Annotated in this window: 20 protein-coding genes; 6 read left to right on the forward strand and 14 right to left on the reverse strand. The window is 56.9% G+C overall.

Going from position 1 to position 19,276, the window contains the following annotated elements; genetic code table 11:
• The first annotated feature begins 10 nt into the window (after positions 1–10).
• The 3 genes from tdcD (at position 11) to V4835_RS03290 (ending at position 4,089) form a co-directional block, all read left to right on the forward strand.
• Entirely contained in the window at positions 11–1,219 is a 1,209-nt protein-coding gene (gene tdcD, locus V4835_RS03280; RefSeq protein WP_331414073.1) for a propionate kinase, read from the forward strand.
• A 15-nt stretch (positions 1,220–1,234) separates the two neighbouring features.
• Positions 1,235–3,529 (forward strand): formate C-acetyltransferase, encoded by a 2,295-nt coding sequence (gene pflB, locus V4835_RS03285; protein WP_331411174.1) that lies wholly within the window; start codon positions 1,235–1,237, stop codon positions 3,527–3,529.
• A 149-nt stretch (positions 3,530–3,678) separates the two neighbouring features.
• Positions 3,679–4,089 carry a Spy/CpxP family protein refolding chaperone gene (locus tag V4835_RS03290; protein ID WP_063143541.1) on the forward strand — a complete coding sequence of 137 codons (411 nt, stop codon included), beginning with the start codon at positions 3,679–3,681 and terminating at the stop codon, positions 4,087–4,089.
• Between the two features lie 90 nt (positions 4,090–4,179).
• Here the strand turns inward: V4835_RS03290 and V4835_RS03295 are convergent, their stop codons facing one another.
• Positions 4,180–4,881, reverse strand: a complete 702-nt coding sequence (locus V4835_RS03295) for a pirin family protein (RefSeq protein WP_023309295.1) — start codon at positions 4,879–4,881, stop codon at positions 4,180–4,182.
• A gap of 104 nt (positions 4,882–4,985) precedes the next feature.
• On the opposite strand from V4835_RS03295, the gene V4835_RS03300 reads away from it, so the two are divergent.
• The gene (locus V4835_RS03300; protein ID WP_023333543.1) at positions 4,986–5,888 is read left to right on the forward strand and encodes a LysR family transcriptional regulator; all 903 of its coding nucleotides are present in this window, start codon (positions 4,986–4,988) and stop codon (positions 5,886–5,888) included.
• 41 nt (positions 5,889–5,929) lie between these two features.
• Here V4835_RS03300 and V4835_RS03305 read toward each other — a convergent pair whose 3' ends face one another.
• From V4835_RS03305 to V4835_RS03355, 11 genes are all read right to left on the reverse strand, one after another.
• Positions 5,930–6,295 carry a DUF805 domain-containing protein gene (locus V4835_RS03305; RefSeq protein ID WP_023294635.1) on the reverse strand — a complete coding sequence of 122 codons (366 nt, stop codon included), beginning with the start codon at positions 6,293–6,295 and terminating at the stop codon, positions 5,930–5,932.
• A gap of 107 nt (positions 6,296–6,402) precedes the next feature.
• A complete protein-coding gene (locus V4835_RS03310) occupies positions 6,403–7,389 on the reverse strand; it encodes a glutathione S-transferase family protein (RefSeq protein ID WP_331411175.1) in 987 nt (328 codons plus the stop codon).
• Between the two features lie 71 nt (positions 7,390–7,460).
• A complete protein-coding gene (locus V4835_RS03315) occupies positions 7,461–7,853 on the reverse strand; it encodes a DoxX family protein (RefSeq protein WP_023309292.1) in 393 nt (130 codons plus the stop codon).
• 247 nt (positions 7,854–8,100) lie between these two features.
• Positions 8,101–8,397, reverse strand: coding sequence for a YqjK-like family protein (locus V4835_RS03320; RefSeq protein WP_063143538.1), 297 nt, complete (start codon positions 8,395–8,397; stop codon positions 8,101–8,103).
• 2 nt (positions 8,398–8,399) lie between these two features.
• The gene (locus V4835_RS03325; protein ID WP_023333540.1) at positions 8,400–8,792 is read right to left on the reverse strand and encodes a phage holin family protein; all 393 of its coding nucleotides are present in this window, start codon (positions 8,790–8,792) and stop codon (positions 8,400–8,402) included.
• 1 nt (position 8,793) lies between these two features.
• Entirely contained in the window at positions 8,794–9,099 is a 306-nt protein-coding gene (locus V4835_RS03330) for a DUF883 family protein (protein WP_008503141.1), read from the reverse strand.
• Between the two features lie 31 nt (positions 9,100–9,130).
• Positions 9,131–9,499 (reverse strand): DUF1090 domain-containing protein, encoded by a 369-nt coding sequence (locus V4835_RS03335; RefSeq protein ID WP_032659776.1) that lies wholly within the window; start codon positions 9,497–9,499, stop codon positions 9,131–9,133.
• A 142-nt stretch (positions 9,500–9,641) separates the two neighbouring features.
• Complete coding sequence (gene mzrA, locus V4835_RS03340; RefSeq protein ID WP_331411176.1) at positions 9,642–10,025, reverse strand: EnvZ/OmpR regulon moderator MzrA; 384 nt, start codon at positions 10,023–10,025, stop codon at positions 9,642–9,644.
• A gap of 2 nt (positions 10,026–10,027) precedes the next feature.
• A complete protein-coding gene (gene yqjA, locus V4835_RS03345) occupies positions 10,028–10,690 on the reverse strand; it encodes a DedA family general envelope maintenance protein YqjA (protein ID WP_023309289.1) in 663 nt (220 codons plus the stop codon).
• Positions 10,691–11,034: 344 nt separating this feature from the next.
• The gene (gene exuR, locus V4835_RS03350; RefSeq protein WP_023333538.1) at positions 11,035–11,811 is read right to left on the reverse strand and encodes a transcriptional regulator ExuR; all 777 of its coding nucleotides are present in this window, start codon (positions 11,809–11,811) and stop codon (positions 11,035–11,037) included.
• 180 nt (positions 11,812–11,991) lie between these two features.
• Positions 11,992–13,290 carry an MFS transporter gene (locus V4835_RS03355; protein ID WP_159514971.1) on the reverse strand — a complete coding sequence of 433 codons (1,299 nt, stop codon included), beginning with the start codon at positions 13,288–13,290 and terminating at the stop codon, positions 11,992–11,994.
• Between the two features lie 475 nt (positions 13,291–13,765).
• Between V4835_RS03355 and uxaC the strand changes: the two genes are divergently transcribed.
• Positions 13,766–15,178: a glucuronate isomerase gene (gene uxaC / locus V4835_RS03360; protein WP_198886092.1), complete on the forward strand. Its 1,413-nt coding sequence runs from the start codon at positions 13,766–13,768 to the stop codon at positions 15,176–15,178.
• Between the two features lie 17 nt (positions 15,179–15,195).
• Positions 15,196–16,683: a UxaA family hydrolase gene (locus V4835_RS03365; protein WP_331411177.1), complete on the forward strand. Its 1,488-nt coding sequence runs from the start codon at positions 15,196–15,198 to the stop codon at positions 16,681–16,683.
• A 92-nt stretch (positions 16,684–16,775) separates the two neighbouring features.
• Here the strand turns inward: V4835_RS03365 and sstT are convergent, their stop codons facing one another.
• Both sstT and V4835_RS03375 read right to left on the reverse strand, forming a co-directional pair.
• Positions 16,776–18,017, reverse strand: coding sequence for a serine/threonine transporter SstT (sstT, locus tag V4835_RS03370; RefSeq protein WP_213328907.1), 1,242 nt, complete (start codon positions 18,015–18,017; stop codon positions 16,776–16,778).
• Between the two features lie 272 nt (positions 18,018–18,289).
• Positions 18,290–19,258: a TerC family protein gene (locus V4835_RS03375; RefSeq protein WP_063143531.1), complete on the reverse strand. Its 969-nt coding sequence runs from the start codon at positions 19,256–19,258 to the stop codon at positions 18,290–18,292.
• Positions 19,259–19,276: the final 18 nt, after the last annotated feature.

A 19,276-nucleotide genomic window follows, 5' to 3' on the forward strand; every position in this document is an offset into this window, starting at 1 on the left:
GAGTCACATGATGATTGAGTTTCCGGTTGTACTGGTTATTAACTGCGGATCGTCCTCTGTTAAGTTTTCGGTGCTCGACGCCAGCAGCTGCGATGCCCTGATGACGGGCATTGCAGACGGGATCAACACCGAGAAGGCCTTTATTTCCGTGAACGGGGGTGAGCCAGCCAGACTGGCTCACCAGGACTACGAAGGGGCGCTGGCCGCCATCGCCCTGGAGCTGGAGAAGCGTAACCTGATGAGCAGCGTGGCCTTAATTGGCCACCGCATTGCACACGGCGGCGACCTCTTCAGCGAGTCGACCCTGATCACGGAAGAGGTGATCGCGCAGATCCGCCAGGTCTCCCCGCTGGCGCCACTGCATAACTACGCCAACCTGAGCGGCGTGGAAGCGGCAGAGCGCCTGTTCCCGGGCGTGCAGCAGGTGGCGGTATTTGATACCAGCTTCCACCAGACGCTGCCGCCGCAGGCGTATCTGTACGGATTGCCGTACCGCTATTTTGAAGCGTTGGGCGTGCGCCGCTACGGCTTCCACGGAACCTCTCACCGCTACGTGGCCGCGCAGGCGCATACGCTTCTCGGGCTGTCCCCCGATGACAGCGGCCTGGTGATTGCCCATCTCGGCAACGGGGCGTCCATCTGCGCGGTACGCAACGGCGAAAGCGTCGATACCTCGATGGGGATGACGCCGCTGGAAGGGCTGGTGATGGGGACGCGCTGCGGCGATGTGGACTTCGGCGCGATGGCGTGGATTGCCCAGCAGACCGGGCAGTCGTTTGAGGATCTAGAGCGCGTAGTCAATAAAGAGTCCGGGCTGCTTGGGATCTCCGGCATCTCCTCCGATTTACGCGCGCTGGAGCAAGCCTGGCACGAAGGCAATGAGCGGGCACAGCTTGCAATACACACCTTTGTTCACCGCATCGCGCGACATATCGCCGGGCACGCGGCGTCGCTGCACCGCCTGGATGGGGTGGTCTTTACCGGCGGCATTGGCGAAAACTCGAAGCTTGTCCGCGCGCTGGTGGCGGAACATCTGAACGTGTTCGGCATCCGCCTCGACGACGCCAAAAATGCCCTGCCGGGCAGCGCGGGTGAGCGCGTGATCTCCACCGAGTCGTCCCGCGTGGCCTGCGCGGTTATCCCTACCAACGAAGAAAAAATGATCGCGCTGGACGCCCTCCGTCTTGGGAAGGTTACCCCGGCCGCAGCTTACGCCTGATAAAGCGAGAAACACATGAAAGTAACAATCGATACGGGCGTCGCGCCCTACAGCGACGCATGGGCCGGGTTTCGCGGTGAAGAATGGAAAAACGCCGTCAACGTCCGCGATTTTATTCAGCATAACTACACCCCTTATGAAGGCGATGAAGCTTTCCTCGCGCAGGCGACGCCTGCAACGACGGCGCTGTGGCAGAAGGTAATGGTCGGCATTCGCCAGGAGAATGCCACCCACGCCCCGGTGGATTTTGACACCAACATTGCCACCACCATTACGGCCCACGGGCCGGGCTATATCGACCAGGATCTGGAGACGATCGTCGGCCTGCAAACCGATAAGCCGCTCAAGCGTGCGCTGCACCCGTACGGTGGGATCAACATGATTCGCAGCTCGTTCGAAGCCTATGGCCGGGAGATGGATCCGCAGTTCGAGTACCTGTTTACCGACCTGCGCAAAACCCACAACCAGGGCGTATTTGACGTCTACTCCCCGGAGATGATGCGCTGTCGTAAATCCGGCGTGCTGACCGGTCTGCCGGACGGCTACGGGCGCGGACGCATCATCGGCGACTATCGCCGCGTGGCGCTGTACGGGATCGCTTATCTGGTGCGCGAGCGTGAACTCCAGTTTACGGATCTGCAGGGCAGGCTGGAGCGCGGTGAAGATCTGGAGGCGACGATCCGCCTGCGTGAAGAGCTGGCGGAGCACAGGCGCGCGCTGCTGCAGATCCAGCAGATGGCGGCTAACTACGGCTTTGATATCTCACGCCCGGCGATGAACGCCCAGGAAGCGGTACAGTGGGTCTATTTTGCCTATCTTGCCGCGGTGAAATCCCAGAACGGTGGAGCGATGTCGCTGGGGCGCACGGCCTCGTTCCTCGATATCTACATTGAACGCGACATGCAGGCAGGAAGGCTGAATGAAGTCCAGGCGCAGGAGCTGATCGACCACTTCATCATGAAGATCCGCATGGTGCGCTTCCTGCGCACGCCGGAATTCGACACGCTCTTCTCCGGCGATCCGATCTGGGCGACGGAAGTGATCGGCGGCATGGGGCTGGACGGGCGCACGCTGGTAACCAAAAACAGCTTCCGCTATCTGCACACGCTGCACACCATGGGGCCTGCGCCGGAGCCGAACCTGACGATCCTCTGGTCTGAACAACTGCCGATCGCGTTCAAGAAATACGCCGCGCAGGTGTCGATCGTCACCTCTTCGCTGCAGTATGAGAACGACGATCTGATGCGAGCGGACTTCAACAGCGACGACTACGCCATTGCCTGCTGCGTCAGCCCGATGGTGATCGGCAAGCAGATGCAGTTCTTTGGCGCGCGCGCCAACCTCGCCAAAACGCTGCTGTACGCGATCAACGGCGGGGTGGATGAGAAGCTGAAGATCCAGGTCGGTCCTAAAACCGAGCCGCTGCTGGATGACGTGCTGGAATACGACACCGTGATGGCGAGCCTCGATCACTTTATGGACTGGCTGGCGGTGCAGTACATCAGCGCCCTGAATCTCATTCACTACATGCATGATAAGTACAGCTACGAAGCCTCGCTGATGGCGCTGCACGACCGGGACGTCTATCGCACCATGGCCTGCGGCATTGCCGGGCTGTCGGTAGCCGCGGATTCCCTGTCGGCCATTAAATATGCCACGGTGAAGCCGGTGCGCGACCATACCGGACTGGCGGTCGATTTTGTGATTGAAGGGGACTATCCGCAGTACGGCAACAACGACGACCGCGTGGACAGCATCGCCTGCGACCTGGTGGAACGCTTTATGAAGAAAATTCAGGCGCTGCCAACCTACCGCAACGCGGTGCCAACCCAGTCGATCCTGACCATCACCTCCAACGTGGTGTACGGCCAGAAGACCGGGAACACGCCGGACGGACGCCGCGGCGGCACGCCGTTTGCGCCTGGCGCGAACCCGATGCACGGCCGCGACAGAAAAGGGGCGGTGGCCTCGCTAACGTCGGTTGCCAAACTGCCGTTCACCTATGCGAAAGACGGGATCTCGTATACCTTCTCCATCGTGCCGCAGGCGCTGGGCAAGGACGAGCTGGTGCGCAAAACCAACCTGGTAGGGCTGCTGGACGGGTACTTCCACCACGAAGCGTCCATAGAGGGCGGGCAGCATCTGAATGTCAACGTCATGAACCGGGAAATGCTGCTGGATGCCATCGCGCATCCCGAGAATTACCCGAACCTGACGATCCGCGTGTCAGGCTATGCGGTGCGTTTTAACGCGCTTACGCGCGAGCAGCAGCAGGATGTGATTTCGCGAACGTTTACCCAATCTATCTAAAAGCGAGTTCTCATGCCCCCTCAACGCAGGGGGCATTTTTTTGCCCGCTAAACATACAAAATTGTTTATATAATTACTCACACATATTCATCCGCTCTTGAAAAACAATACGCCTGCTTTTCCCTATAACAGCATGTAAGGACAGTAAGATGATGAAAATGACCCGTATTGCGCTGGTCGCCGCCTCGCTGGCAGTGTGCAGTTTTACGGCACAGGCCGCGAACGTTGAGGCAGCTCCTTCTCCATCGCAGGATCCGCTGGTACAGCACCTGAAGCTCAGCAATGAGCAGGTTAAGAAGATTGAAGATCTGCATAAGCAGCTTGAACAAAATGTCAGCAAGATCCCGGTGACGGGCGTGAAGGACGGCGCGCTGATCGACATGTTCCAGGCGGGTAAATGGGACGAAAGCACGGTGAAAAGCCAGCTTGCTGCCTTTAGCAAAATTGAAGAGCAGACCCGCTATTACCGCGTGAAATATTACTTCGACGTCAGCCAGGTTTTGACGCCGGAACAGCGTAAACAGATTAGAACCGATATGGCCAACGCGCTGGCAGAGTGATTTCGGACGTCGCGTACGGCACCGGATGATTCTGCCGTGGCTCGATCGGTTCCCTCTCCCATTGGGAGAGGGTTAGGGTGAGGGCATTCTTTAAACCGGCAAATCAATCAGCAGCGCGCGCAGCGGCGTATCCGCCACCAGGGTGATATTTGCTTCATCACGAATAAACGCCCCGTCGCCGCAGGTGAGCGCTTCTTTCTCTTCCGTGTGCGTCACCGCATGCACCGTACCGTGAATAGACTGCAAATAGGCGCGCGGACCATGAAGCTGGAAGCTCGCCTGTTCACCTTTCTTCAGCTCGATATGGTGCAGCCACACCTGCTGACGCAGCTGCAGACTACCTTTACTGCCGTCCGGCGATGCAATCAGCTGCTGCTTATCGCCCGTTAAATCTAACTTCTGTACCAGCGGATTTTCCCGCTCAGGGCAGGCGTCCAGCCAAAGCTGCATACGGGTCAGCGTTTTGTCTTTGCTGAGGTTATGCTCGCTGTAGCTGATGCCCGGCTGCGTGGAAATTAACAACGCTTCGCCAGCCTTTGCCTGGACATGATTGCCCTCGCTATCGCGGTATTCTGCCTCGCCTTCCAGGATCAGGTTCAGGATATCGACTTTCGGGTACGTACGCGGCTGGAAGGAGGCGCCCGGGGCGAGCACTTCCTGGTTCAACACGCGCAATGAAGCGTAACCGAGGAGTTTAGGGTCAAAGTAGTGTCCAAAGGAAAAGGTGTAGCGGGCCTGCAGCCAACCGAAATCGGCTTGTCCGCACTGTTTAGCTGTTCTTGTCGTAATCATAAACTTGACCTCTCTTTACACTAAAACAATGGTAAAGGTATGGACGCTGCATTGTTAGCCAGATATTCTGCCCGGTATGTTCAAATTTCCTGAATGAGAACGAGATGGCTAAAGAGAGAGCATTGACGCTTGAGGCGCTTCGCGTCATGGACGCGATTGACCGGCGCGGCAGTTTTGCGGCGGCGGCAGATGAGCTGGGGCGCGTTCCGTCTGCGCTAAGCTACACCATGCAGAAGCTGGAGGAAGAGCTGGACGTGGTGCTGTTTGACCGCTCCGGTCATCGAACAAAATTCACCAACGTGGGGCGAATGCTGCTGGAGCGCGGTCGCGTGCTGCTGGAAGCGGCGGACAAGCTCACGACGGATGCGGAAGCGCTGGCGCGCGGCTGGGAAACCCATCTGACGCTGGTGACGGAAGCACTGGTGCCGACTGAAGCGTTGTTCCCGCTGGTGGACCGCCTGGCGGCGAAGGCCAATACGCAGCTGTCAATCATCACCGAGGTGCTGGCAGGCGCGTGGGAACGTCTGGAGACGGGCAGGGCGGATATCGTCATTGCGCCGGACATGCACTTCCGTTCCTCATCGGAAATCAACTCGCGCAAGCTTTACAGCGTGATGAACGTCTACGTTGCCGCACCTAATCACCCGATTCACCAGGAGCCGGAGCCGCTCTCAGAGGTGACGCGCGTGAAGTATCGCGGCGTGGCGGTAGCGGATACCGCGCGCGAGCGTCCGGTGCTGACGGTGCAGCTGCTGGATAAGCAGCCTCGTCTGACGGTGACCTCGCTGGAAGACAAGCGGCAGGCGCTATTGGCAGGGCTGGGCGTGGCGACCATGCCGTACCCATTTGTGGAAAAAGACATTGCTGAGGGGCGGCTGCGCGTCGTCAGCCCGGAATATAGCCACGAGGTGGATATCATTATGGCGTGGCGTCGCGACAGCATGGGTGAAGCCAAATCGTGGTGCCTGCGCGAAATACCCAAACTTTTCGCCCACCACAATAAATAAACGAGTAGGCCCGGTAAGCGTAAGCGCCACCGGGCGTTATTTTACGCGCCGATCTTAGGATCGGGGCCAAAGCGGTTTTCGCCCGGCGTCCCGCTCTGGCAGTTGAAGATCAAAATCACGATCCAGCCCACGATCGGGATCAACAGCAGCAATAGCCACCACGCTGAACGATCGGTGTCGTGCAGTCGACGGAACAGCACCGCCCATGATGGCAGCAGGACCAACAGGCCATAAATGGTGGTCAGCACGCCTTCGCCGCCAGCCCGCTCCCAGCCGAGAATTTTATCCACAATACCCAGCACCATGATGAGGATGAAGTTCACCAGAACGAACATCCAGTACTCTTTGCGGCGGGCACGGCCACCAAATCCAATGTAGTTGCGCAGTACTTTTAAATACCAGTCCATTTTTCCTTGCCTCAATAGTCGGTCAATCACTTGTTTTCTAAGCAATCAAAGTAAGGATAGATGGAGATTGTGAATTAAAAAAGGGCATCCATTGATGCCCTTAATATTTATCCAAAACGGACGTCGCGCCCGTGAGGTTCATCCAGATCCTGCCACGGACCAATGGAGATAATGCCCGTCGGGTTGATGGTTTTGTGGCTGCGGAAATAGTGTGTGCGAATATGGTCGAAGTCGACCGTGTCGGCGATACCCGGCATCTGGTAGATGTCGCGCAGGAAACCATACAGGTTCAGGTAATCGCTGATGCGGTGCTTGTCGCACTTAAAGTGGGTGACATAGACCGGATCAAAGCGCACCAGCGTGGTCCACAGGCGAATGTCCGCTTCCGTCAGGCGATCGCCCGTCAGGTAGCGATGCTTGCCCAGGAGCTGTTCCAGACGCTCCAGCGATTCAAACACCTTTCCAACCGCTTCGTCATACGCTTCCTGGCTGGTGGCGAAACCGGCCTTGTAGACACCGTTGTTGACGTTGTCGTAAATCCAGCTGTTCAGCTCATCAATTTTCTCACGCAGCTCAACCGGATAGTAATCTCCGGCACGGGCGCCGTGCGCGTCAAACGCGGTATTGAACATGCGGATGATTTCCGCAGACTCATTGCTGACAATCGTCTGGTTTTTCTTGTCCCACAGCACCGGCACGGTAACGCGCCCGGTGTAATGGGGATCGGCGCGCAGATAGAGCTGGTAAAGGAAATCGTGGTGGTAAAGATCGTCGCCGGTCGCCGCAGGGAAATCACTGTCAAACGTCCAGCCGTTTTCCAGCATCAGCGGGTTCACGACTGAAACCGGAATGAAGGATTCGAGACCTTTAAGCTTGCGCACGATCAGCGTGCGGTGTGCCCACGGGCAGGCAAGTGAAACATAAAGATGATAACGGTCTTTCTCAGCCGCGAAGCCGCCTTCGCCGCTCGGGCCTGGCGCACCGTCGGCGGTCAGCCAGTTACGGAAGGCCGAAACTGAGCGCTTGAAGCGACCTCCGGTGGATTTGGTGTCATACCAGACATCCTGCCATACGCCGTCTACGAGTTGTCCCATTTTTTCTCCTCCTTCAGATAGCAAAAGCGAGGAGATGTCTCCTCGCTTTGTGTTCATTCAGTATAGCGTGCTTACCATTTCTTATTCAGAACGCGGTCGATGCTGTATGCGCCCGGCCCAGTGACGGCCAGCAGCAGGAAGCCACCCGCGATGGTCAGGTTTTTCATGAACATCAGAGAGTTCACGCCTTCCGCAAAGTTGCTGTGGAAGATGAACGCCGTCAGCACGGTGAAGCCTGCGGTAAACAGCGCGGTGGTACGGGTCAGGAAGCCGAACAGTACCGCCAGGCCGCCGCCGAACTCAAGAAGAATGGTCAGCGGCAGCAGGAACCCCGGAACGCCCATGGCTTCCATATACTGCTGGGTACCCGCATAACCGGTGATTTTTCCCCAACCTGCCACGATGAACAGAATTGGCATCAGAATACGCGCGACCAGTACACCAACATCTTCTAATTTTTTCATTTTACTCTCCAGGAAACCACATGAGCGGCTGAACTTTATTTGTCTGCAATTCCGGGTAGATACCGCGGTATTGCTGTCGATGGAGAGCATCATAAACGGGGCGGGTAGCAATTGTTAGCAAGGAAAACTGTCAATCTAATTCAAAGATATTGAGTAAGGCAGGGGAGTGATTTTGCCGGGTGGCGCTGCGCTTACCCGGCCTACGATTGCATGTAGGTCGGGTAAGGCGTAGCCGCCACCCGGCGGGCTAGCGTAATTGCTGCTGACGGATCGTCGCTTTCACCAGACGCCAGGCGCTCCAGGCACCAAATCCACGACGGGCCCAGCGGATCAGCATATTCGGATGACGAACGGACCAGATAGCCATCACGCTGCTGCCGACCAGCGCCCATGAACGCAGGCTCAGGACGGTATTCCAGCCCCGGTCAAACCGTCGCGTCGCGTCAATCCAGTCGCGACGACTGGCAGACAGATCCAGCCGTTGCTGCTGGATCTGGCTTAACAGGTACGCTTTTCGCTTTTGACGTTCGGCATTACCGCTCACGGCTAGTCATCCTCCAGCAGGGCGCGATCGTTCGCCAGCTCCTGACGCGTATGGCGCAGGAAAGTGGACTTGCGCGCTTTACGCAGCGTCCAGATACCGCCAATCAACGCTGCGACCAGCAGAACGACGGTGGTGGCAATCATCGCGTTAAGACGATACTGCGGGTCAATGGCCCAGATGATTAACACCATCAGGCTCATCAGACCAAACGCGGCGAAAAGCATGGTCAGCCCAAGCATCAGCAGCATCTGGAAGAGGTTCGCTTTCTCCTCTTCCAGCTCGACCACTGCCAGCCGGACGCGCGTTTCGGCAATCCCGACCAGCGTGGTTAAAATACGCTGGCCGATGCCGAGGACGTTGTTAGCAGGCCCTTGTGCGTGACGAGGATCTTCCATATCAACGACGCGTCAGAAGGACACCCAGTACCACACCCACTGCGGCACCAATCCCTACACCCGTCCATGGATTATCACGCACATATTCGTCCGCGCGCGCAGCCGCTTCGCGGGTCTGTTTCGCCAGTGCATCACCGGTTTCACCCAGGCGATAGCGGCTCTCTTTCAGTGCCTGCTCCGCCTTGCTGCGCAGCTTGCTGACCTCTTCTTTTGACTTGTCAGCAGAGGAGTTCAGCACCTCTTCAAGGGTATCGGCCAGGGATTTCAGTTCAGCGCGCAGATGTTCAGACGTCGTATCTTTTGACATGATTCTCTCTCCTGTTGAGATTTCCGTTAACTCAATAATCGCGAGCTTCCAGCGCTTTCAGATCATCCTGCGCTTCTTTCAACTTCTTCTCGCGCTTAGCAATTTTTTCCGCATCACCTTTCTCTTTCGCTTCCTGCAGGTCGCGACGGCGCTCGGCTATCTCGTCCTTCTGTTCAGCGATTTTCTTCTTGTGGTCGGCACGAAGCTTGCTGTCTGAACAGTTCGCTTTCACTTCGCTCAGCGCTTTTTTAAGACCATCAACACGGTGCTGATTGTTATGCTTTTCGGCATAACCGATCTCACGCTGAATATCCTGTTCTTTCTCCTGACAGAGAGAGTTTGCGAAGGATGCTGTGCTTAAAGAAAAAAGGGCCAGAGCCAGAGTAATGCGGAATTTCATTATCGAAACCTTCCATTGTGTGGCGGCATAAGCCGCTATCCAAAGTTATGCGGAGTACATCGAGGGGTGCTCCGCGTACTTAAGCATAGTAAGTAAACGGGGGATTCACCAAAGTGAGTGAAAAGATTCGGAATCCTGGAAGTTATCCAAACCGATGCGACGTATCGCGAATCAATGAGAGCCAGGCTGCAGGCTGGCTCTCATCTTCCTGCTGAGCAATGATATACCCGTGCGGAAGCGTACGGTCGAGAACCACTTTCGCGGCGGCACTTTGCGCACGGGAATCAAACTTGATCAGTAAAACATCGTCCTGTGGAGTGATGCTCTTAAAGCGGATACCGTTCGCATCCAGATGATGCCAGACAGAAAAACCGTCAGGCACGCTGGCTCCCTGGTTTACCGGGCGAATAGCCAGCGTCGATTCCTGATGCGAAAGCGCGCTCCATGCCAGCAGCAGGGCGCTGAGCACCACCAGCGTAATCATGGCAAAGGCAAAACGGCGCAGAGCGAGCGGTGAGATTGCCATCGTCAGCCTCTGGCTCCGTATTTCTTTTTCCACAGGACAACCAGTGAGCCAATCAGGCCGAAGACCAGCAGAACCACGGGCAGCAGCATCAGGCAGGACATCAGCTGATCTTCATATTTCATGAAGACCGGGGTTTTACCCAACGCATAACCCAGCGTCGTCAGAATAAGTACCCATAGCAGACCGCTCATCCAGTTAAAGAACTGGAAGCGCGCGCTGCTCAACCCTGACAGACCGGCAATGGTGGGCAGCAGGGTGCGAACAAAGGCGATAAAGCGGCCAATCAGCAGCGCGGAAAGACCGTGCTTGTGGAAAAGGTGGTGCGCCCGCTGGTGATAATGCGCGGGAAGATGAGAGAGCCAGTTCTGGACGATCCGGGTATTGCCCAGCCATCTTCCCTGGATATAGCTCACCCAGCAGCCGAGGCTGGCCGCCACGGTCAGTAATAAAATGGTGTGTGGAAACGCCATCGCGCCTTTGGCACACAGCACGCCGACAAGCACCAGCAAACTGTCACCGGGCAGGAAGGCAGCAGGCAGCAAACCATTCTCAAGGAACAGGATCATAAACAAGACGAAATAGAGCATGCCAATCATGGAGGGGTTGGCCAGCGTTTCAAAATCCTGCGCCCAGAGGGCATGCAGTAGTTGGGTCAAAAGTTCCATTCAGTGTTCCTGGAAATCGGTTAACGTCACGCCTGTTATCCGGGACAAACAGCACGGCGACATTGTTGTGATTTCATTATGGTCGCTCGCGGACACATTGCGGTGTGGCCAACACTGTTCCCTGTTAATTGGCTGGTTAGCAAGCACTAACTTACAAAATAAGGAATTGAATCCAATTGTAACAAAGCCCAACGTTCTGCGTCACAGAATTTGCAGGGGTGAGTTGATTTTGGCGTAAGCCCAGGAAGTGAGCGAGGGGATTTACAAAGGCTGACACTATATATGTTTTGCTTACCCATGTAAGCCGGAAGGCGCAACGTAGCGCCTGCCGGCAGAAAGGTCATCTATTTTACGGCACTGGATGCCGTATCGAGATGAACAACGGGATTATCGGCAAAAAGATAGCGGTCGGCGTTAAATTCGAAGTCATCGCTGGTTTCGTTGAACAGCATCTGCTTGGTGTTTTCCAGGTGCTGCCACATCGCCAGCTTGGCGGCATGCGGATCTTTACGAATCAGCGCCTTAAGGATTTGGTCGTGATCGTCACACCAGTTGTCGACGGTACGGGAATCGATATGGTCGTGCAGTTTTTTCCAGTACGGGTTGTGAACGCGCTGAGTCCACATTTTTTCAACGATTGCCGCCAGGGCCGTATTTTGGGTTGCCAGGGCGACCTGAACGTGGAACTGAAGATCCCACTCTGAATCGCGGAAACATTTTTCCTTACGGGCGTTCTCCTGGATCTCCATCAGCTTCATGATGTCCTGCTTGGTCACCTGCGTGGCTGCAAACTCAGCAATGTTGCTTTCGATCAGCTGGCGAGCCTGGAGCAGCTCAAACGGGCCATAGCTGGCGAATTCCAGGCTTTCGTCCGCGACGGGAGAGTGTTTTGGCAGATTAGAAATCACGTGAATGCCGGAGCCTTTGCGTACCTCAACGTAGCCTTCCACTTCCAGCATGATAATCGCTTCACGCACCACGGTGCGGCTCACGCTTTTTTCATCCGCGATAAAGCGCTCGGCGGGAAGTTTATCACCGACAAGATAGACCCCTTGCTCGATGCGATCTTTCAGCTCCGCAGCAAGTTGTTGATATAAACGACGTGGTTCGGTGATTTCCATATGCGCTCCAGGCAGGGTACGGCAGATGATTTGTTATACCACTTTTGCGTGTCACTCTCCAGATTTTGCCATTAAAAAAGCCACTACTGAGTGGCCTCTAAATGCCCGGCGGCGCTTCGCTTGCACGGGCCTACGGGTTTTGTAGGCCGGGTAAGCGTAGCGCCACCCGGCACAACAATGCTAACTCTGCGTAGCCGGTTTCCCGAGAGACTCTTTCGCCAGCTCCTCTGCCGATTTGCTTTTCAGCACCGTCCAGATAACCACCGCACCCATCAGGTCGAAGATCGCCAGCACGGCGAACAGCGGGCTGAAGCCGATGGTATCCGCCAGCGCGCCGACCACCAGAGCGAACATCGTACTCGCGGTCCAGGCGGCCATGCCGGTCAGACCGTTGGCGGTTGCCACTTCGTTACGGCCAAAGACGTCAGACGAGAGCGTAATCAGCGCGCCGGACAGGGACTGGTGCGCAAAGCCACCGATGCACAGCAGGGCAATGGCGATGTACGGGCTGGTGAACAGGCCGATCATGCCTGGGCCAATCATCAGCAGCGCGCCCATGGTCACCACCAACTTACGGGAAACAATCAGGTTCACCCCAAACCAGCGCTGGAACAGCGGTGGCAGGTAGCCGCCCACGATACAGCCCAGGTCAGCGAACAGCATTGGCATCCAGGCGAACATCGCGATCTCTTTCAGGTTAAAGCCGTAGACTTTAAACATGAACAGCGGGATCCACGCGTTAAAGGTACCCCAGGCCGGTTCAGCCAGGAAACGCGGCAGGGCGATACCCCAGAACTGACGGGTGCCCAGGATCTGCCAGACGGTCATTTTTTTGCCGTTGTTGGTCTGATGCTGCGCTTCCTGACCGCCAATGATGTATTCGCGTTCTTCTTCGGAGAGTTTTTTCTGATCGCGCGGGTGTTTATAGAAAATCAGCCACGCCATCGCCCAGGCAAAGCTCAGCACGCCCGAGATGATGAACGCCATCTGCCAGCTGTGCATCACGATAGCCCACACCACCAGCGGCGGCGCTATCATCGCCCCGATGGACGAGCCCACGTTGAAGTAGCCAACCGCAATGGAGCGCTCTTTCGCCGGGAACCACTCGGAGCTGGCCTTGAGGCCCGCCGGGATCATTGCGGCTTCAGCCGCACCGACCGCACCGCGAGCCAGCGCCAGTCCACCCCAGCTGCCTGCCAGCGCGGTTGCACCGCAGAACACCGCCCAGGCGATGGCGAAGAAGGCATAACCGATTTTGGTACCGAGAATGTCCAGCACATAGCCAGCAACAGGCTGCATGATGGTATACGCCGCGGAATAGGCGGCAATGATGTAGGAGTATTGCTGCGTGGAGATATGCAGCTCTTCCATCAACGTTGGCGCTGCTGCTGCCACGGTGTTACGCGTCAGGTAGCCCAGCACGGTGCCTAACGTTACCAGTGCGATCATATACCAACGTAACCCTTTAATTTTACGCATCTAAAACCTCATCGTTATGTTATTTCCGCGCCGGGGCACGGCAACCTCTCAACCGTTTCCGGGAGCAGTTGTGTAACGGGAGGGGCGTAGCCGGGAACATGTCCCGGAACGGCCCGAACCTTGCCATAAGTAAGCGTGCATAAGTCGGTATCCGTACCGTTAAACCCGATGTATCAAACACCGGCAATGCATTCCGTCGGCTTATAGTTTGCGACGGCGAAAAGATAACTTGTCATACAACTTTAAAAGGTGAGTGACATCACAAATGTATGATTATTTGTGGGGACATTAATCGTTGCGCGCAAAGCCAGTAATGGCGCGGGGTGCAGAAGGGTTTACTCCATTGAGGGTAATTTATTTGTTGGCGTTTATTGATCTCACTCACGAAAAAAGCTTCGGTGGGTGGAAATTGGTGTGATAACTTTGCAGCATATGAACATACGCTTTCTGCGCTCCCGTAATGAGGAAGACGATAATGACGCCGTTTATGACCGAAGATTTTCTGTTAGATACCGAATTTGCTCGCCGCCTGTACCACGACTACGCAAAAGACCAGCCGATTTTCGACTACCACTGCCATTTACCGCCGCAGCAGGTTGCCGAAAATTACCGTTTCAAAAACCTGTATGACATCTGGCTGAAGGGTGACCACTACAAATGGCGCGCCATGCGCACCAACGGCGTCGCCGAGCGCCTGTGTACCGGCGATGCGACCGACCGCGAGAAGTTTGACGCCTGGGCGGCGACCGTTCCGCACACCATCGGCAACCCGCTCTACCACTGGACGCATCTCGAGCTCCGTCGTCCGTTTGGCATCACCGGCAAGCTGCTCTCCCCAACGACCGCCGATGAAATCTGGGATCGCTGCAATGCGCTGCTGGCGCAGGATAATTTCTCCGCGCGCGGCATCATGAAGCAGATGAACGTGAAGATGGTGGGCACTACCGACGATCCGATTGACTCCCTGGAACATCATGCCGTTGTCGCCAAAGACACCTCTTTTGATATCAAAGTGCTGCCAAGCTGGCGCCCGGACAAAGCCTTCAACATTGAGCAGGCCACCTTCACCGACTACATGGCGAAGCTGGCGGAAGTGTCGGATACCGACATCCGTCGTTTCGCTGACCTGCAAACCGCGCTGACCAAACGTCTGGACCACTTCGCGGCGCACGGCTGTAAAGTGTCTGACCACGCGCTGGACGTGGTGCTGTTTGCGGAATCAAACGAAGCCGAGCTGGACAGCATCCTTGCGCGTCGTCTCTCCGGCGAAGGCTTGAGCGAGCACGAAGTGGCGCAGTTTAAAACGGCGGTGCTGGTGTTCCTCGGCGCGGAATACGCGCGTCGCGGCTGGGTACAGCAGTACCATATCGGCGCGCTGCGCAATAACAACCAGCGCCAGTTCAAACTGATCGGTGCGGACGTGGGCTTCGACTCCATCAACGACCGTCCGCTGGCGGAAGAGCTGTCCAAACTGCTGAGCAAACAGAACGAACAAAACCTGCTGCCAAAAACCATCCTGTACTGCCTGAACCCGCGCGATAACGAAGTGCTGGGCACCATGGTCGGCAACTTCCAGGGCGAAGGGATGCCGGGCAAGATGCAGTTCGGCTCCGGCTGGTGGTTCAACGATCAGAAAGACGGCATGGAGCGTCAAATGACGCAGCTGGCACAGCTGGGTCTGCTGAGCCGCTTTGTCGGTATGCTGACCGACAGCCGCAGCTTCCTGTCCTATACCCGCCATGAGTACTTCCGCCGCATTCTGTGCCAAATGATTGGCCGCTGGGTGCACGCGGGCGAAGCGCCAGCGGATATCCAGCTGCTGGGCGAAATGGTGAAAAACATCTGCTTTAACAATGCGCGTGACTACTTCGCCATTGAACTGAACTAAGGCCGTTTGAGGTTGATATGCAATACATCAAAATCCATTCGCTGGATAACGTGGCCGTCGCGCTGACGGATCTCTGTGAAGGCGACGTGGTGACCGTTGATAACCAGAGTGTCACCCTGCTTCAGGCGATCGTTCGCGGACACAAGTTTGCCGTGAAGCCTCTCGCCAAAGGGGACAACGTCGTTAAGTACGGTCTTCCGATTGGTCATGCGCTGGCGGATATTGCGCCGGGTGAACATATTCATTCTCACAATACCCGCACCAATCTGAGCGATCTGGACGAGTACAGCTATCAACCTGATTTACCGGCAGAAGAGCGTCAGGCGGCGGATCGTGAGGTGCAGATCTACCGTCGCGCCAGCGGCGGCGTGGGGATCCGCAACGAGCTGTGGATCCTCCCGACCGTCGGCTGCGTGAACGGGATTGCGCGTCAGATCCAGACGCGCTTCCTGAAAGAGACCAACAATGCCGAAGGCACTGACGGCGTGCATCTGTTCAGCCACACCTACGGCTGCTCCCAACTGGGTGACGACCACATTAACACCCGCACCATGCTGCAAAACATGGTGCGTCACCCGAACGCGGGCGCGGTGCTGGTGATTGGCCTGGGCTGCGAGAACAATCAGGTGGACGCCTTCCGCGACACGCTGGGGGAATTCGATCCTGAGCGCGTGCACTTCATGGTGTGCCAGCATCAGGACGATGAAGTGGAAGCGGGCGTTGAGCAGCTTCATCAGCTGTACGACGTGATGCGCCACGACAGGCGCGAGCCGGGCAAGCTGAGCGAGCTGAAGTTTGGGCTGGAGTGCGGCGGGTCCGATGGCCTGTCCGGCATTACCGCCAACCCAATGCTGGGCCGCTTCTCGGACTACGTGATTGCCAACGGCGGCACCACGGTGCTGACCGAAGTGCCGGAAATGTTTGGCGCGGAACGTATTCTGATGAGCCACTGCCGCGACGAAGAGACGTTTGAGAAGACCGTCACCATGGTGAACGACTTCAAACAGTACTTCATTGCCCACAATCAGCCGATTTATGAGAACCCGTCGCCGGGAAACAAGGCGGGCGGGATCACCACGCTGGAAGAGAAATCCCTCGGCTGCACTCAGAAAGCGGGCGCGAGCCAGGTGGTTGACGTGCTGCGCTACGGTGAACGCCTGAAAACGCACGGTCTGAACCTGCTGAGCGCACCGGGCAACGATGCGGTCGCCACCAGCGCGCTGGCGGGTGCCGGCTGCCATATGGTGCTGTTCAGTACCGGTCGCGGTACGCCGTACGGCGGGTTTGTGCCGACGGTGAAAATCGCCACCAACAGCGAGCTGGCGACGAAGAAAAAGCACTGGATCGATTTTGACGCGGGCCAGCTGCTCCACGGCAAAGCGATGCCGCAGCTGCTGACGGAGTTCGTGGACGCTATCGTGGAATTTGCGAACGGTAAGCAGACCTGCAACGAGAAGAACGACTTCCGCGAGCTGGCGATTTTTAAGAGCGGTGTGACGCTTTAATCGGTGCGGCCTGATGCCCTCACCCTGGCCCTCTCCCACGGGGAGAGGGTACAAACACTAAAAACGGCAACCTCAGGGTTGCCGTTTTGCTGTTAACCTCGCAGGGCGTTCTTCGCTAAACGCGCGTCTTCCGCCTGGCATACGGCGGCGGTGAACATCACGTCGGTGGAGGAGTTAATCGCCGTCTCGCAGGAGTCCTGCAATACGCCGATGATAAAGCCTACCGCAACCACCTGCATGGCGATCTCGTTCGGGATGCCGAACATATTACATGCCAGCGGGATCAGCAGCAGGGAACCGCCCGCCACGCCGGATGCACCACAGGCACAGAGCGCAGCAACGACGCTTAGCAGTAGCGCCGTTGGCAAATCCACCGGGATACCCAGCGTATTGACTGCCGCCAGCGTCAGCACCGTGATGGTAATTGCCGCCCCCGCCATATTGACGGTCGCCCCCAATGGGATTGAGACGGAATAGGTATCGCGGTCCAGATTCAGCTTTTCGCACAGCGACATGTTGACCGGAATATTTGCCGCAGAGCTGCGGGTGAAGAAGGCGGTCACGCCGCTTTCGCGCAGGCACATCAGCACCAGCGGGTACGGGTTACGACGGGTCTGCAGGAACACCAGCAGCGGGTTAATCACCAGCGCCACCACGGCCATACAGCCGATCAGTACCAGCAGCAGTTGGGCATAGCCCCACAATGCGCCAAAACCGGTTGTTGCCAGCGTCGAGGCGACAAGACCAAAAATACCAATCGGCGCGAAGCGGATCACCACCGTCACGATAAAGGTCACGGCGTTAGAAACGTCGGTGATCAGATTTTTGGTGGTGTCATTGCTATGGCGCAGGGCAAAGCCCAGGCCCACCGCCCACACCAGAATGCCGATATAGTTGGCGTTGATCAGCGCGTGAATCGGGTTTGCCACAATGCTCATCAGCAGGCCGTGCATCACCTCGACAATGCCCGCAGGTGGCGTAATGTCGGTTGCGCCGGTGGTCAGCTGCAGCGTGGAAGGGAAGATAAAGCTAACGATAACCGCCGTCAGCGCGGCGGAGAACGTACCCAGCAGGTACATCCACAGAATCGGGCGAATATTGGTTTTTTGCCCCTGCTGGTGGTTGGCGATTGAGGCCATCACCAGGGTCAACACCAGAACCGGCGCGACCGCTTTCAGCGCGCCGACGAACAGCGTGCCGAGCAGGCCGGTGGCCTCGGCGGCAGGTTTCGAGATCAGTGCCAGCGCGATGCCGAGCACAAGGCCAACCAGTATTTGCTTAACGAGGCTGCCGCGCGACAGACGCGCAAACAGACCAGACGAGGATGCGGTCATGGGGATTCCTTAAGTGAAATTGCGTTCCATCCCGGATGTGCTCTTAGTCACATTTATGTCCGGATGTAAGTAAATGTTTGCCTGGTCGAGTATAGGGAAAGTGTCCGTGGAGGGAAGCGTAAAATGCTGGATTTTACGTGTTGCGTCATGTTTTTTAACTATTGATTAACGAAAGTGCCGGGTGGCGCTGCGCTTACCCGGCCTACATTACTTTTCACCCTCTCCCTGTGGGGAGAGGGCCGGGGTGAGGGCATCAGGCCGCACCGAACGTTTTACTCCACCTGCTGCTTCTTATCGTGCTGGCGGTTAACCCAGGTATTGATAATCAGCGTCACGATCAGAATGCCAAACACCACGCCGAGCGAAATGGCGATTGGGATATGGTAGAAATCGACGATCAGCATCTTGATACCGATAAACACCAGGATCACCGACAGACCGTACTTCAGCATCGAGAAGCGCTCCGCCGCGCCCGCCAGCAGGAAGTACATCGCACGCAGGCCGAGGATGGCGAACAGGTTTGAGGTCAGGACGATGAACGGGTCGGTGGTCACCGCGAAAATCGCCGGGATGCTGTCCACCGCGAAAATCACGTCGCTCAGCTCAACCAGAATCAGCACCAGCAGCAGCGGGGTGGCAAAGAGCAGGCCGTTCTTGCGCACGAAGAAGTGCTCGCTCTCAATCTTGTCGGTCATGCGCAGATGCCCACGGATCCACTTCACCAGCGGGCGATCGCCAATCGCGGAGCCATCCTCTTTCGCCAGCGCCATTTTAATACCGGTGAACAGCAGGAACGCGCCGAAGACGTACAGCAGCCACTCGAACTGGGTAATCAGCCAGCTGCCGGCGAAGATCATAATGGTACGCAGAACAATGGCACCCAGCACGCCGTAGACCAGCACGCGGCGCTGCAGGGCAGCAGGCACGGCAAAGTAGCTGAACAGCATCAGCCAGACGAAGACGTTATCAACCGCCAGGGCTTTTTCAATCAGATAGCCGGTGAGGAAGGCGAGCGCCTGAGGATCGGCCACCGCGCGGCCTTCGGTCGAGGCCAGATACCACCAGAAGGCGGCACAGAAGAGCAGGGAGAGGGTGACCCACACCAGAGACCAGGCCGCGGCCTGTTTGATGCTCATGCCGTGTGCGCCGCGACGCCCCTGCAAAAAGAGGTCGATCGCCAGCATGATGAGCACGACAACCGCGAATCCGCCCCACAACATTGGAGTGCCGACAGAATGCATACTATTTTCCTTACGCAT

This window comes from Enterobacter cloacae complex sp. CARB60 (assembly GCF_036487345.1).
Lineage (GTDB): Bacteria > Pseudomonadota > Gammaproteobacteria > Enterobacterales > Enterobacteriaceae > Enterobacter > Enterobacter asburiae_D.